Origin of the sequence: Flavobacterium sandaracinum, from assembly GCF_004349135.1 — a bacterium.
GTDB classification, from domain to species: Bacteria; Bacteroidota; Bacteroidia; order Flavobacteriales; family Flavobacteriaceae; genus Flavobacterium; species Flavobacterium sandaracinum.
The window spans coordinates 41,355-56,285 of record NZ_SMFN01000023.1 but is presented as its reverse complement, the minus strand read 5'-3'; the positions used below and the strand labels follow the sequence as shown (position 1 = coordinate 56,285).

The window sequence follows — 14,931 nt, the reverse complement described above, 5'->3', positions numbered from 1 at the left end:
AATAAATAGTTTTTCATAACTTTGAATTTAGGATAAACAAAAATGTTGAACTTCTTTAGAGCCTTTATTAGACCTTGATGTCTATCATTCTATTTGAAGCAATTCAACGGGATTCAAGGAGAAGACAGAGGACTAATGCGCTAAATAAGTCACAAACTTGGCGGATTTGATAGTTCACCTCTGTTTTCCTTTGAATAAATTTAATGTTTTTTTGTCAAATACAAAGTAAAGGCAGTTTTGTAAACTGTGCCCACAATAATGAGCAAACAATACAAATAGTACAGCAAATGTCTACAAATTATAAACCCGAGTCCTTGCTAGGGTAGCTGCGAAACTTTAAATTAACAAATCCGCTCCTTTACACTAAGAAGCGGATTTTGTTGTTTTTTAAGACTTGCCAGATTGTATCGTTATTGGTAAACTGTATAACACTCTCACAGGGACACCGTCCATTTTACCGGGTATCCATTTTGGACATATGTTTAAAACACGTACGGCCTCGTCACCAGTTCCATAGCCAATATCGCGAATGTTTTTTACGTTGCTAATACTGCCGTCTTTTTCAACTATAAAAGTGATGTAAACCTTCCCTTTTAAATTAGGTTGTTCTGGAGTTTTAAAATTATTGCCGACAAATTTGTAAAATTCAGTAATTCCTCCCGGAAAATCTGGTTTTTCTGTTACTCCAGCTGTATTGTAAATATCCCCTAATTCATCGCTGGTGATCAATTTTGAAGCTTCGGCCTGATAGTCTTTTTCTAAAACAGTAATTGTTTCATTATTTATTTTTAAGCCTTGGCTGTTTACTCTGGATCCTGACCTGTTGTAGTATTCTCTTTCTTTACCTTTTGTCACATAAAAATGGACGTCATTGTTGATAAAAATATAACCGTCATTTACAGGATTACCTTTACTGTCTACAGATCCTTTATCATTAAAATAAAGACTACCAATTTTGGTATACTCTTCATTCTTAATTTTCACAACCTCCAGTTTTTTTCTTTTTATGGTGTCGCTTTGTTTTTCTGATTTTTCAATTTGTTGCAATGCACTTTTGGCAGTGGCAATCTTTTCATTTAAAATTGGTTGCTGAACAAGGATAGGATCGTTCTTTTCTCTTGCTACTGTTTTAATGCAAAAGGCCATTAAAAGTACCGATAGTACAGGAATAATTGTCATTTTTTTGACAAGTGAAAGCTTTTTTGATGTGGTTTTTGTCATCATGAGTAATCGTTTTTTAGTTATTGAATAATTCAAATTACTGGCCAAGTAAAAAGTTTGGTTCTCGTTTGCTTTCGATAGTAATAAAGATTGATAGAACGGAACATTGTTATAGGAGGTCACTACTTTCTCGTCAGCAAGAAATTCGTGGTTGAGTTGTATGGCTTTTTTATAAAAAATAAAAATGGGGTTGAACCAGAATACTGTTTTCAATAGCTCGATGAATAAAATATCCAGCGTGTGCTTTTGCGTTACATGTGTGAGTTCGTGCAGGTAGAGTTCGGCTTCTATCTCGCGGTTGTTGTATTCGGTTTCGTTGATAAAAATGGTATTCAAGAACGTGTGCGGTAGCGTTTTTTCGGGAACCAAAATCAATTTAGCGTTCTTATAAACGATTGGCGAATTCGACTTCATTTTTGTCGAAATCTGAACCACATTGCTAGTAAAACGAAAAACTAAAATTGAAGTAATAAGCGCGTATAAACTCCATAACCCTATGGCTAGATAGTTGGTTTCTGCCACAGCAATAACATTTCCTTGCATAATTTGAATGTTTCCTACGGCTGCTATTGGTTTTGTTACTTCCTGAATGACTTCAATAGTAATGAACGGAATCACCAATGAAAAAGCCAGGCTAAACAACAAGTAAAACCGATTGAAACGGTGCATTTTTTCTTTTTCAAGAAACAAAAAATACACTGCTAGCAAAGCCACTAAGCTGATGGTTGATTTAATTAGAAAGTCGGTCATTTTTTCTTTTTTAGAATTTCACTGTCTATTATTTTCTTGAGTTCTTCCAGTTCGGTTTGAGACAAATTGGTTTCTTTGGTAAAGAAAGAAGCAAATTGTGATGCCGAATTGTTGAAAAAATTACTGATCAATCCGTTGACGTGTTTGGAGAAATAATCGGTTTTTTTGACCAACGGATAATATTCACGGGAGTTCCCAAATTCGGTGTAAGCCACAAATTGCTTGTCGATCATTCGTTTCAATAAAGTGGCTACGGTTGTGGTAGCCGGTTTTGGCTCGGGGTACGCTTCCAATAAATCTTTCATGAAGGCTTTTTCTAGTTGCCAAAGATGCTCCATGAGTTGTTCTTCGGCGTTCGTTAGTTGTTGCATGGTTATTTTTTATTTGGTGTAAATTTCTTGAACAGGTATTCCTTTTTCATAGATTTTGGTTCCCAGTAAAACCCCTTCAGAGTCATAAAATGTCCATTCTCCTGTGGGCAGCCATTCTATTTTTGAATTTACAATGGCTTTATTGGAAACTCCTATTTGTTGAATTTTTCCAGTATTGTGATACTTGATAATGTGGCAACTGTTTCTTTTATACTTTTCTTTTGTAGTTAATCTATCGCTGATGAACTCTTTCCAAGTTCCAATCTTATCTCCTTTTTTGTATCTTCCTTTTTTGCTGGATTCGATTGTCATGAATTTTTCTGTTTGAATCCATTTGCCGGTTTTTAATCCGTTTTTGGTTTGATTAATTTTACAGCTTGTTAGGCTTATACATATTAAAAGGACGATAATTTTATATTGATTTTGGACTTTCATTTCTACAGATTAAAACATTGCTCTACAAATGTAGAATAAAAAATGAAATAAACAAGTTTTTCGGTAAAAAATAGTTGTTGGTCAGTTGAATAACTGCTAATTGCGTGGTTTTGATGGTGGTGGCAGGTTAGCCATAGATTCACAGATTTCTTATTTGATTCAATAATTGGTGCATTAGTGGCGTAAAAGTGAACACCGCAAATTCGCAAATTTTTTATTTGAGTACTTGGTGTAGTCGTGGTGTAAAAATTTGCCACAGATTCACAGAATTTTCATGGCATTGAATGGCTTGATTTGTGGTGAGAAAAATAACCGCAGATTCGCAGCTTTTCTTAAATTATTGGGCTAGGAAAATTATCGAGGGCTTGCGTTAGGGATTGCAGTGGAAATCCTTTTTGTCCGCCTTTTCGGCGGGTAAAAAGATTGTAACGGAAAGCCCGCCCTTGTTGCTTGGAGGGTTGTGAATCTTGGTAGGGCTTGCTGCAACAAGGGAACGCCCCAAAAAAAAATCCGCACATTGCTGTACGGATATAGGTATTTAGTGTGGGTGAAACTATTTAGAAAGTTCTACGAAATATTTGTAAAACAACGGAATGGTTTCAATTCCTTTGAGGTAATTAAAGATCCCGAAATGTTCGTTTGGTGAGTGAATGGCATCGCTGTCCAGACCAAATCCCATCAAAATAGTTTTGCTTTTCAGTTCTTTTTCGAATAACGCAACAATAGGAATACTTCCTCCTGAACGCACCGGAATTGCGGGAACGCCAAAAGTTTCAGTATACGCCATGTTTGCGGCTTTGTAGCCAATGCTGTCTATTGGGGTTACGTAACCTTGTCCGCCATGATGTGGTTTTACAAGTACAGTTACGCCAGCAGGAGCGATGCTGGTGAAGTGTTTGGTAAACAATTCGGTGATTTGTTCCCAATCTTGATTTGGAACCAAACGCATCGAAATTTTGGCGAAAGCTTTGCTCGCAATCACTGTTTTAGCACCTTCGCCAGTGTAGCCACCCCAAATTCCGTTGACGTCTAGTGTAGGACGAATGGAGTTGCGTTCGTTAGTGACATAGCCTTTTTCGCCATAAACGTCATTTAAGTCCAATGCTTTTTTATAATTGTCTAGATTGAAAGGCGCTTTGGCCATTTCGGCTCTTTCTTCCAAGGATAATTCTTCGACATTATCATAGAAACCAGGAATAGTAATGTGGTTGTTTTCATCATGAAGCGAGGCAATCATTTTGGCCAACACATTGATTGGATTCGCAACGGCTCCACCATACAATCCAGAATGTAAGTCGCGGTTTGGTCCCGTAACTTCTACTTCTACATAGCTTAGTCCACGCAATCCTGTTGTAATTGACGGTTGCTGATTAGAAATCATTCCAGTATCAGAAATTAAAATCACATCATTTTTTAGTTTTTCTTGGTTGCGTTCAACAAACCAGCTCAAACTTTTGGAACCAATTTCCTCTTCGCCTTCAATCATGAATTTCACGTTACACGGCAAAGTATTGGATTGAACCATATATTCCAATGCTTTAACGTGCATGTACATTTGGCCTTTGTCATCACAAGCACCACGGGCAAAAATAGCGCCTTCGGGATGAATTTCGGTTTTCTTGATTACCGGTTCAAAAGGTGGAGAAGTCCATAATTCGACTGGATCTGGTGGTTGTACATCATAATGTCCGTAGACCAAAACGGTAGGCAAGTTGGGATCAATAATTTTCTCGCCATATACGATTGGATAACCAGGAGTGTCGCAAATTTCGACAAAATCACAGCCCGCTTTCTCTAAACTGGCCTTTACGGCATCAGCAGTTTCAAAAACATCATGTGAGTAAGCAGTGTCGGCACTTACGGATGGGATTTTTAATAATTCGATTAACTCATTGATAAAGCGATCTTTGTGTTCTTGAACGTATGCTTTAATATTTTCCATTAGTTGAATTTTGTTTATATTCCAAAAGTACAAAAAAGAGTATGAATATTTTTTGTCTAAATTGTTTTGAAAATTGGAAGTTAAGTGTATCTTTGCACCCACAATTGCGCGGATATGGTGAAATTGGTAGACATGCCAGACTTAGGATCTGGTGCCGCAAGGCGTGTAGGTTCGAGTCCTATTATCCGCACAAATATTAAGACTTAAATAGCTGATTATCAGTTTTTTAAGTCTTTTTTGTTTTGTGTGTTTTCCCAAAAAACAACACTCTTTCCTAAACCTGTGCTTTAGAAAACCTATTTATACTTAAATTATCTTATAAGGGAGAACTATTTGGTTTTATGATTTCAGGCTAATAAAGTTAGATTTCAAAGGACGGGTTTTCAGAACCGACACAACTTTCGATAAAATTAATAGACTTTGTCGTCTGCCGACTTCAATACACAAGTTAAGGAAATTGAACAGGATATGAAGAATAAACGCAGTAAATTAAAAGAAGAATAAAAGAATTTGCAAACGGCAAAAGGTAAATTTGTCAGCTTTTTAAAATCGCAGTTGAAAAGGAGTACCTCGATATGTGCTTTTTTAATTTTTAACAAAGATTCATTACAATATTTTACATATTGAATGTCGGGAACATCGAGTTCTTGGAGTATTTAAGCCGCATCCACATCATTAAAAGCGATTTTATCAGCACTTTAAACTTTTGTGAACCTATTTTTTAAATTATTTAGGAAGTAAAATTTTAGCTTTGAAACCTTTATTGATTTGAGAATCGAACATAAGGGTTCCTTTTACTGCCTGAATGCGGTTTTCTGCATTTTGAAGTCCATTTTTTAAAATTAGTTTTTCCGTGAAGCCCACCCCATTATCTGAATAGTCAATTATCACATTATTCTGATCGCTATCAAACCCAATGATCACAAAATTGGCTTGGCTGTATTTTTTCATATTGACCATGAGCTCTTGCAATACCCTTTGTATTGCGATCTTTTTTTCGTTTTCGATTTTTGACCAATCTATTGAATTTCCATTTTTTATAATAACTTCAACATTGTCATTTTTATAATTACTAAGCATTTGTTTTAGATTGTGTTCAAAACGTTCTCCTGTTTCTATAGTACTATTCTCCTTAGAGAAATCTCGTGTTCTAATGTATATTTTATCAAGATTGTCTAATAGCGTTTCTTTTTTTATTGGGTTTAATAAATCTTGCGTTTCGGCAAAAGTCATCGCATAAAAAACATCATTAGCGAGTTCATCATGGAGTTGTTTTGAAATTCGAGTTTCAGTATTGTAACTTGCTACTAATAGCTCTCGTTTACTCTTATTTCTAAAATAGTGGATAAGAAAACCGATTCCGCCAAGTAGTACAACTAATCCAAAACTGAGCAAGTACTTTTGGTTTTTTTGCGTTTCAAGTTGCAAAAGGGTTTCTGTTCTTTGCTCCTTATATTTTATATTTTTTAAAGTCGCTTCTCTGGAATCATATTTAATTTTTGCAAATTGATTAGTAGCATTGTTGCGTACCTTTTTGATGCTATCATTAAGATTTATGAACAGAGTAGCATAATTATTTACTCCTTTTTCTAAATTGTATGACATTAAGAGTTCTAATGCCTCCAATCGTTCATCGATACTTTGATATTTTGTGGCTACCTTATAAGCCTGTAATGCATTCTCCTTCGATTTTTGATTATCTCGATCTTTATAAAAATCAGCTAAATGCAAATAGCTTTCAATGCTTCCATAAGAATCGTTAATTTTTTTTCTAATTGCTAATCCCTGATTCATTAGAGCCAGTCCTTTTGGTATAGCATTGTCTTTATAATAAGCAAATCCCAGATTGTCAATAATTCTGGCTTTTTTATACGGTAAGGTATCTAAAACATTCGATTTTAAAATTGGCTTTAAAAGAGCAATAGCTTTTCCATACTTTTTTTGCTCCATATAAACAGTAGCGATGTTATTAAAAGCCGTCACTCTGGATATGGAATCGTTTGCTGTTTTTAAAATTGAAGTAAAATAGATGATGGCGTCATCGTAATTCATCAGTTCTTGTGCTGCAATCCCAAATAAATTATTTGAGGCCATTCGGTATTGCAACTCATTATTTATATAGGGTAAAGCCTCAGTCAACGTTTCTTCACTGCTATAATAATCTCCTGAAGTCTGTTGGATGTGAGCCATTGCAATAAGATTATAGGCAATATAAGTATCACTGCCTTCCTCTTTAAATAATACTGTAGATTTTAAATAATAATAGAAAGCACTATCTAATTTATTATTTCCATAAAAGGAATCAGCTAATGTTGAGAATTTTTGGGCTTGTATTTTTTTTGGGCTTACTTGTTTTGTAGAACTAACAGAAACTGTATTTAAAGGCTTTTGACAAGAAAAAATTAAAAGTAAAAACAGTAAAATAAAAATCGGGGAACGCACCATATAAAGTAACTTTCCCCGAAATTAGTATTTAATTAGTAATAGGGACTTATAATTTTGGGTTTTTTGGAGGTGTTATGATAATTATGTCATTACCCGGTCCATTATCACTAGCATTGGTTGAATTGGAATTAGCTAAAGAAATTGTATTATTTTCTTTTGATTGTGGCGTTGAACCCTCAATTGCTTCAGTATCACAGGACACCATTGTTAAACCCGATACTACAACGATAGCTACAAAAAATATTTTTTTCATGATTGTAATTGTTAAAAATTGGACATAGGTTTGGCTGTTCGATAGCTGTAATCGAATAATTAGTAGTGGCCAAACCAGTAAAATGAGAACAGTTTGTTTTGGTTTCGGGAAGTAAAGTGAGCTAGTACAGAACCGTTTAATTATACTTCCCGGAATAAAAATTCTGTTCGGTATAGCGTCACTTTTATAGAAGTAGTTTTGTACATTTGTTCGTATCGCGAAATAGAACAACAACTAATTCTGAGGCAAAGTACTGATGCTTCTGAAGTAAAATTGATACGGAATTCCTATGATTCCCAGTATGACGAAGGATTCCTGATAATTCCTAAAAATTCCTTTAAGCTTATGGTGAAAAATACTTTAGAAGATTATAAAGCAGCTATTCAATTGAAGTATGAGAGAGAAAAAAGGGGAAGTCATTCGAGTTTTTTGCTAAATCCTTCTCGCGCTAAATTGAGGAAATTGTGTGGCGAGATATTTAAAAATGAGGCAAACGCTGACGATTTAAAAAGCTTTTCTGCTTTTTTTCAATTTGATTTTCTTCCAAATTGCTCCAATAAATTAAAAGAGCAAACAGATAGATTCAGGCCAATTGAAACCTTTTTTAAGGGAGAAACGGATTTAACTGATATTGAAGCGGTGAATATTGCAGCAATATTGGTCGATTTTAATCCAAGACCGTATCTTAAATTTTCAAAAACAGAATCGTTAAAAAAAGAGAGTAGTCTTGCTGACAGTAATGAAAATAGTGTTGTGCACCGAGTTACCGTTGAAGATAAAAGGGCAATAATTGACAACCGTGGGGATGAGAGCATAATTCAATCATCGTTTTTGGTGAAAAAGCAAATGCGATTTTTACACACGCCGAAAATTATTCCAGCGATGTTTCTGATTTTAGTCTTAGTTGGTTTCGGGTATTGGTATTTTTCAAAAAAACCGTGTATGCAATGGCAAAAAGACCATTATGAAGTGGTGGAGTGTGAAACTGAAGAAGTCGGGATTGTAAACCTCTATTCCAAACTACCGATAAATCAAAATATGTTAGGTTTTAAAAAAATTGAGGTGTCGGATACAACAACTTTTTTTAAGCATAATAAACCTGTTTTATGGTATTGTAAAAATGGAGATCGTCTTGATTTTTTTAATGGTCCAGGTTTTCATCCTGAAAATGATAAAACGTTAAAACCGATTACCCAATATATGATAGATAAGTATGTCAAGTAAGCCTTGACTGCTGAAACATTCAAACGGTCTCTCTACGGTCGTTATTTTTATCCGACGGAACGAAATTGCTATTTTTTTTATAGCATATCTTTAGCAAAGTAGAATTAGTGGTATTGCAAGTTGGTATTAGGTTTAAAAGTGTTAAAAATCAGCTTTTAAATAAGGTCTCTTTCTTTACTTTATATTAAATATGAAAAATCCCTTTGAAATTATAGTAGAGAAACTAAACAGTATTGAAGAATTTTTCGAAGAAATTCACCAAGATAAACCGATAGCTTCTGGTAATGAACTAATGGATGTAATGGTATATCCAATAAGAGGGGAAATACAGGATTGAGAAAGTGGCTTGAACTTTTTGGATACCTTAACGAAATTATTAAGATCTTTGATCCGCACAAAAAAAATGCCCCAATAAGTATCTAACTTTTTGGGGCATACTCAATGGAGAAGCTTTTTTATACCTACTTTTAATAATTATTTATTCTCAATCCAAGCATTAATTTTCTTTTCTAATAATGCCAATGGCATTACGCCAGACTCTAATACTTTTTCGTGAAATTTCTTAATATCAAATGTAATACCCATCTTAGTTTCCGCTTTTTTGCGCAGCTCCATAATCTTCAACTGGCCAATCTTATACGATAAAGCTTGTCCTGGAATCGCCATGTAGCGTTCGATTTCTGGAATAATACTCGCTTCACTTTCGGCTTCGTTTGCTAACGAATATTTAATGGCTTGCTCTCTGGTCCACCCTTTGGAGTGTAATCCTGTATCTACTACTAAGCGAACTGCTCGGTGCATTTCATTGCCCAACATCCCAAAATACTGGTACGGATCTTGATACAAACCCAATTCTTTTCCTAAACTTTCCGTGTACAAAGCCCAACCTTCGCCATACGCGCCAAACCAATTGAATTTTCTAAAATCAGGAAGACTCTCATTTTCTTGTTGCAAAGAAATTTGGAAATGATGTCCCGGAATTGCTTCATGCAAAAACAAATCTTCATCACCATACATATTATAATTGGCTACATCGGGAATTGGAACATAGAAAATACCGGGACGCGTGCCGTCAGCCGTTCCTTGGTTGTATTCCGCACTAGCCGTTTGCTCTCTAAAAGCTTCGGTGCGTCTGATTTCAAATTTCGTTTTAGGTTGTAAGGCGAATAATTTATCTACATTCGGTTTGATACGGGTGTAAATGCTTTGAAAATTTGCAATAACTTCCTCTGGTTTGGTAAAGGGTTTTAGTTCTTTTTTGTTTCGAACTTCCTCAAAGAATTCCAATAATGTGCCTTTGAAACCGACTTGCGTTTTTACCTTTTCCATTTCGGCAGTCAATCGAGCCACTTCTTTTAGTCCTAATTCATGAATGGCTTCTGGAGTCATATCAGTAGTAGTCCATTGTTTTACGTAAGCGGCATATAACTCTTTTCCAAAAGGCAAACTTCCAATTCCGCTGGTTGCTCTGGAAGCAGGAAGATATTCTTTATTCAAAAAATCAGCCATCTTCTTATACTGCGGAATCAGTTTGGTATTGATTGTCGCTGTATATTTTGCCGTTAAATCTTCTTTGATACTTTCAGGAAACGAAGCTGGCATTAATTTTATAGCCGAGTAGAATAGATTGTCTTCAATATTTGGCGTAGCCATTTCGGCAAATTGTGGAATCAATTTTACCGTTAGTGATTTTGGTAAAACAACTCCTTTGTCTAATCCTTTTTTCATATACACCATCGCTGAATCTATCCAAACAGCGTATTTATCCATTCTTTTTAAAAAGTTTTTATAATCCTCTTCAGTTTTAAAAGGTTGTGCGCTGGTTCCTCCCGCAAACTGTCCCATAGTGAGGTGTGTACCCCAAAATTGATGAACGGGAAGCAAATTGGTAGGTTGTTTTAATAAATCTTTACCAATTTCAACTTCCCATTTGATGATTTCGTAACTGTTTTTTTCTTCCTCGGATAAATTTTCTCTATCAATTTTATTTAAAGCAGTTTGGTATTTGTCAAAAAAAGCTTCTTGCGAGTTTCTAAAACTGTCCGTCATCTCAAATTGCAGCTGATCGTTGTATTGGTTTTGACCACTTTGCGTTGCTCCCAAAGGATCTAAAGCATTTTTGTCGTCAAAATAGTTTTTTGTTAAACTGGTAAAATCTTCTTTTTTATCTTCGGATTTGCAATTAACTAGCAGCAAAGAACCTGTTATTGCAAAGAAAAGAGTGGTTATTTTTCTCATAATGAATGTTTGATTATAGATTTAGCTAATTTATTCTTTTTTTTAATTTCCTATACTAAGTAGTTGGACTTATTTATTGCCGTACTATAAAAGGAGTGAAATACTATTTAACATAAAAAGTCATGTAAGTATTAAATCTTAAATGACCTTATTATTGCTAAAGTTATCATTCTTACACAAATGAAACTTCAATGACTTATATGGTAAAAAAAAATACGTCATTGCTTTATTGTTATTACTTAGATTAGGTAGAGGTTTAGTAAAGTACTATTTCTTTTTTCACAAAATTTAGTTAAGGCGCCGCTGTAGTTCTTGGTTTGAATAGATTTCGGCTAAATTTACGATTCTAATTAATTAAACTCAAATGAGAAAAAAATCCTTTTTCATTTTGTTAGTCATTGGGAATATGCTAACAATTGAAGCACAAGAGAAAAAAGAAAACACCACTATGAATCCATTTTTTCAAGCTTATGACACGCCGTTTAATGTGCCGCCTTTCGACAAAATTAAAAACGAACATTTTAAACCCGCCATTTTAGAAGGAATCAGTAAACATCAAGTGGAGATTAATGCTATTGCAAATAATACGGAGCCTGCCACTTTTGAAAATACGATTCTTGCCATGGAAAACGCAGGGGAATTATTATCGAATGTAAACACGGTTTTTTCTAATCTGAATTCGGCTAATACCAATAAAGAAATTCAGAATATTGCCAAAGAAACGGCGCCAAATCTTTCTGCACACCGAGATAATATTTACTTAAACGAGAAATTATTCGCAAAAGTGAAAACGCTTTGGGACAAAAAAGAAACATTAGGCTTAAATTTAGAACAAGCTAAAATTTTAGATAATGCGTACAAAGATTTCGTTCGAAGTGGTGCTAATTTATCCAATGCGGATAAAGAAATATTGCGTAAAATAAACGGAGATCTTTCGCTGACTAGTTTAAAATACGGACAAAATATTTTGGCGGAGACCAATTCCTACGAGTTGGTTATTGATAATAAAAAAGACTTGGCCGGATTGCCACAGGGATTAATCGATGCTGCCGCTGTTGATGCTAAAGCAAAAGGCAAAGAGGGAAAATGGGTTTTTACCCTTTCTAATTCTAGCGTGATGCCGTTTTTGCAATACAGTTCCAACCGAGAATTGCGTAAGCAAATTTGGAATGCCTACCAAACCAGAGGCAACCACGACGATGCTTTTGATAATAAGAAGAATGCAGTAGATTTAGCGAATCTTCGTGGGCAAAAAGCGAGATTGTTAGGATTTAAATCGCATTCCAATTATGTGTTGGAGGAATCGATGGCTAAAACACCGGAAAATGTAAACAAGCTGTTGAATGATTTGTGGAAACCAGCTTTGGAAATTGCCAAAACAGAAGCCGCCGATATTCAGAAAATGATGGCTAAAGAAGGAATAAAAGGCGCTGTTCAACCCTACGACTGGAGATATTATACAGAGAAAATCAGAAAAGAACGTTTTGATCTTGACGAAGAAGAATTGAAACCGTATTTCAGTTTAGATAATGTTAGAAAAGGTGTTTTTCAGGTAACCGAAAAATTGTACGGAATACAATTCAAAGCGTTGACTAATGTTCCAAAATACCACGAAGACGCAACCGTTTGGGAGGTTTTAGAAAAAGACGGTACGCATCTGGGTGTTTTGTACATGGATTTTCATCCTCGTGAATCGAAACGTGGCGGTGCATGGATGACCTCCTACAGAAGTCAGAAAACGGTGGATGGAAAACGTGTTGCTCCGGTAGTTTCTATCGTTTGTAATTTTACAAAACCTTCAGCAAATGCTCCGGCACTTTTGACTTTTGATGAAGTGACGACTTTCTTCCATGAATTCGGACATTCCTTACACGGATTATTATCGAATGTAACGTACAAAAGTTTAGCAGGAACAAGTGTTCCAAGAGATTTCGTGGAACTTCCTTCCCAAATTATGGAAAACTGGGCGGCTGAACCCGAGGTTTTAAAAATGTATGCAAAGCATTATAAAACAGGCGAAGTGATTCCAGAAGCACTAGTAAATAAATTGAAAAAAGCAGGAACTTTTGATCAAGGTTTTGCCACAACGGAATACCTTGCGGCTTCTTTATTGGATTTAGAATACCATTCTCAAACCAAAGACATTACTGTTGATGCAAACGCTTTCGAAAAAGCAGCAATGACAAAAATTGGTTTGATTTCCTCTATTATTCCAAGGTATAGAAGCACGTATTTCAGCCATATATTCTCTGGAGGATATTCTTCTGGATATTACAGTTACATTTGGTCAGGAGTTTTAGATACCGATGCTTTTGAAGCGTTTAAAACGACTACTTTGTTTAATCCAGAAAAAGCCAAATTATTCCGTGAGAATGTTTTGGAAAAAGGAGGAACCGAAGATCCGATGGTGTTGTACAAACGTTTCCGTGGTGCTGAACCTAGTATTGAGCCGCTGTTGAGAAAACGTGGTCTGGACAAAAAAGAAGAACCCGTTAAAAAAATAAAAGGATAATTATAATTTTCTTCTAAAGCAAAAACCCTACGACATAAATAAATTGTCGTAGGGTTTTTTGTTTCTAATCAAAATCGGTTTTTATCCGTGATACACTCGGGAAGCAATTATTTTGTCTTCTCTAATGTCCAATACTTCCGCTACCAATAAATCTTCTTCACCAATAACTGTTCTGATGTATTCCATGAAAACGCGGTCGCCATTGGCAGTAAGCGATTTTACTTTGTAATTCAAGCTTGGTAAACGCTCAAAAGCATCTTTCCACCATTCTCGCAAGGCTTCTTTACCGGTAACAAAGCCGTTACTTTCCGGTTTGTACATTTTTAGTTTTGGACTAAAATGAACAGCATCTTCGTCATATAAAGACAATAATTTTTCTAATTCTTTATTATTGAAAGTTTCAAACCATTTAAAAGCAATTGATTGTAATTTTTCTGGTGTCATACTTATTTAGGATTGAATTTTTAATTAAAAAAATCCCATTTCGCTATGCGAAAGGGATTTCATTGTATAATTTCAAAGAAATATTAAACGTTCTTCAAATTGATAATTTCTTGTTCAGTAAGCAATCTCCAGTTTCCTCTTGGCAAATTCTTTTTGGTCAATCCAGCAAACGAAACGCGGTCAATACGCAATACATCATAACTGAAATGTTCAAAGATATTACGAACCACTTTTACATTGGATGATCTTAACTGCAATCCAATTTCACTTTTCGCTTCACCTTCAATGTAGCTTACATCTTCCACAAAAACGCGGTGTCCGTCAAGCGTCAAACCTTTATTTATTTTTTCTAAATCCTCAAACTTCAAGTTTTTGTCTAGTGAAACTTGGTAAATTTTAGATGATTTTTGACTTGGTAACGTAAATTTACGAATCATGTCCGTATCATTTGTGAACAATAACAAACCAGTTGTATTCTTGTCCATTCTCCCAACTGCACCAATTTTTGCAGTAGTAGAACCTTTTACCAATTCTAAAACATTACGATATTCCTGACCTTCGTCCATCGCAGTGGTAAAGTTTTTAGGTTTGTTCAGTAAGATGTATACTTTTTTCTCCGGTGTCAAAGTAGACCCGTCAAAATTCACAACATCACCTGGTTTTACCATGTATCCCATTTCGGTAACAGGAATTCCGTTTACTTTTACAGTACCGGATTGAATGTAAATATCCGCATCACGACGCGAGCACGCACCTGAATTAGCAATGTATTTATTCAAACGAATTTCGTCTTTTACTTTCGGTCTCTTTGGTGCTTGATTTGGTTTTTTCTCTACTTTATCAGCAGCGATATCGGCAACTTTAGTAGTAACTTTAACTTTTTTCGGCCCTTGAGCGCGCTTCTGCATGGCAGGTTTTGGCTTATTTGAACTGGGTCTTGAGCTAGCTGCTCTTGGACCACTTTTCTTATTATTGCCTTCCTTGTTATTCATAATATTCCAATAATTTGTGCAAAGATACTATTTATATACTTGACAATCAATAACCACCAATTATAAAAACGCTAACTGTCTAGTTAATAAGCCAATTAATATAT

Annotated in this window: 12 protein-coding genes and 1 tRNA gene; 4 read left to right on the top strand and 9 right to left on the bottom strand. The window is 35.1% G+C overall.

What is annotated here, in order from left to right:
- Window positions 1-387 precede the first annotated feature (387 nt).
- From E0F91_RS18020 to E0F91_RS15275, 4 genes are all read right to left on the bottom strand, one after another.
- The gene (locus E0F91_RS18020) at window positions 388-1,971 is read right to left on the bottom strand and encodes a M56 family metallopeptidase (RefSeq protein WP_243698917.1); all 1,584 of its coding nucleotides are present in this window, start codon (window positions 1,969-1,971) and stop codon (window positions 388-390) included.
- Complete coding sequence (locus E0F91_RS15285; protein ID WP_132067310.1) at window positions 1,968-2,342, bottom strand: BlaI/MecI/CopY family transcriptional regulator; 375 nt, start codon at window positions 2,340-2,342, stop codon at window positions 1,968-1,970. Before E0F91_RS15285 ends, E0F91_RS18020 begins: the two co-directional genes overlap by 4 nt.
- 9 nt (window positions 2,343-2,351) lie before the next feature.
- Complete coding sequence (locus E0F91_RS15280) at window positions 2,352-2,654, bottom strand: hypothetical protein (protein WP_132067309.1); 303 nt, start codon at window positions 2,652-2,654, stop codon at window positions 2,352-2,354.
- 676 nt (window positions 2,655-3,330) lie between these two features.
- Window positions 3,331-4,719: a dipeptidase gene (locus E0F91_RS15275; RefSeq protein WP_132067308.1), complete on the bottom strand. Its 1,389-nt coding sequence runs from the start codon at window positions 4,717-4,719 to the stop codon at window positions 3,331-3,333.
- Window positions 4,720-4,827: 108 nt separating this feature from the next.
- On the opposite strand from E0F91_RS15275, the gene E0F91_RS15270 reads away from it, so the two are divergent.
- A tRNA-Leu gene (locus E0F91_RS15270) sits at window positions 4,828-4,909 on the top strand.
- 536 nt (window positions 4,910-5,445) lie between these two features.
- Here E0F91_RS15270 and E0F91_RS15265 read toward each other — a convergent pair.
- Window positions 5,446-7,164, bottom strand: coding sequence for a tetratricopeptide repeat-containing sensor histidine kinase (locus E0F91_RS15265; RefSeq protein ID WP_132067307.1), 1,719 nt, complete (start codon window positions 7,162-7,164; stop codon window positions 5,446-5,448).
- 46 nt (window positions 7,165-7,210) lie between these two features.
- Entirely contained in the window at window positions 7,211-7,417 is a 207-nt protein-coding gene (locus tag E0F91_RS15260; RefSeq protein WP_132067306.1) for a hypothetical protein, read from the bottom strand.
- A 345-nt stretch (window positions 7,418-7,762) separates the two neighbouring features.
- Between E0F91_RS15260 and E0F91_RS15255 the strand changes: the two genes are divergently transcribed.
- Complete coding sequence (locus E0F91_RS15255; protein ID WP_132067305.1) at window positions 7,763-8,641, top strand: hypothetical protein; 879 nt, start codon at window positions 7,763-7,765, stop codon at window positions 8,639-8,641.
- 190 nt (window positions 8,642-8,831) lie between these two features.
- Entirely contained in the window at window positions 8,832-8,978 is a 147-nt protein-coding gene (locus tag E0F91_RS17795; protein ID WP_165930145.1) for a hypothetical protein, read from the top strand.
- Window positions 8,979-9,115: 137 nt separating this feature from the next.
- On the opposite strand, the gene E0F91_RS15250 is transcribed toward E0F91_RS17795, so the two are convergent.
- Entirely contained in the window at window positions 9,116-10,879 is a 1,764-nt protein-coding gene (locus E0F91_RS15250; protein ID WP_132067304.1) for a DUF885 domain-containing protein, read from the bottom strand.
- A gap of 364 nt (window positions 10,880-11,243) precedes the next feature.
- Between E0F91_RS15250 and E0F91_RS15245 the strand changes: the two genes are divergently transcribed.
- On the top strand, window positions 11,244-13,391 hold the full coding sequence (locus tag E0F91_RS15245) for a M3 family metallopeptidase (RefSeq protein WP_132067303.1): 2,148 nt from the start codon (window positions 11,244-11,246) through the stop codon (window positions 13,389-13,391).
- A gap of 81 nt (window positions 13,392-13,472) precedes the next feature.
- Here the strand turns inward: E0F91_RS15245 and E0F91_RS15240 are convergent, their stop codons facing one another.
- Both E0F91_RS15240 and E0F91_RS15235 read right to left on the bottom strand, forming a co-directional pair.
- A complete protein-coding gene (locus E0F91_RS15240) occupies window positions 13,473-13,835 on the bottom strand; it encodes a nuclear transport factor 2 family protein (protein WP_132067302.1) in 363 nt (120 codons plus the stop codon).
- A gap of 83 nt (window positions 13,836-13,918) precedes the next feature.
- On the bottom strand, window positions 13,919-14,827 hold the full coding sequence (locus tag E0F91_RS15235; RefSeq protein WP_132067301.1) for a pseudouridine synthase: 909 nt from the start codon (window positions 14,825-14,827) through the stop codon (window positions 13,919-13,921).
- Window positions 14,828-14,931: the final 104 nt, after the last annotated feature.

Coding starts and splice junctions, on each gene's coding strand:
- E0F91_RS18020 (WP_243698917.1), bottom strand. CDS start 1,971: ATGACCGACTTTCTAATTAAATCAACCATCAGCTTAGTGGCTTTGCTA.
- E0F91_RS15285 (WP_132067310.1), bottom strand. CDS start 2,342: ATGCAACAACTAACGAACGCCGAAGAACAACTCATGGAGCATCTTTGG.
- E0F91_RS15280 (WP_132067309.1), bottom strand. CDS start 2,654: ATGACAATCGAATCCAGCAAAAAAGGAAGATACAAAAAAGGAGATAAG.
- E0F91_RS15275 (WP_132067308.1), bottom strand. CDS start 4,719: ATGGAAAATATTAAAGCATACGTTCAAGAACACAAAGATCGCTTTATC.
- E0F91_RS15265 (WP_132067307.1), bottom strand. CDS start 7,164: ATGGTGCGTTCCCCGATTTTTATTTTACTGTTTTTACTTTTAATTTTT.
- E0F91_RS15260 (WP_132067306.1), bottom strand. CDS start 7,417: ATGAAAAAAATATTTTTTGTAGCTATCGTTGTAGTATCGGGTTTAACA.
- E0F91_RS15255 (WP_132067305.1), top strand. CDS start 7,763: ATGGTGAAAAATACTTTAGAAGATTATAAAGCAGCTATTCAATTGAAG.
- E0F91_RS17795 (WP_165930145.1), top strand. CDS start 8,832: ATGAAAAATCCCTTTGAAATTATAGTAGAGAAACTAAACAGTATTGAA.
- E0F91_RS15250 (WP_132067304.1), bottom strand. CDS start 10,879: ATGAGAAAAATAACCACTCTTTTCTTTGCAATAACAGGTTCTTTGCTG.
- E0F91_RS15245 (WP_132067303.1), top strand. CDS start 11,244: ATGAGAAAAAAATCCTTTTTCATTTTGTTAGTCATTGGGAATATGCTA.
- E0F91_RS15240 (WP_132067302.1), bottom strand. CDS start 13,835: ATGACACCAGAAAAATTACAATCAATTGCTTTTAAATGGTTTGAAACT.
- E0F91_RS15235 (WP_132067301.1), bottom strand. CDS start 14,827: ATGAATAACAAGGAAGGCAATAATAAGAAAAGTGGTCCAAGAGCAGCT.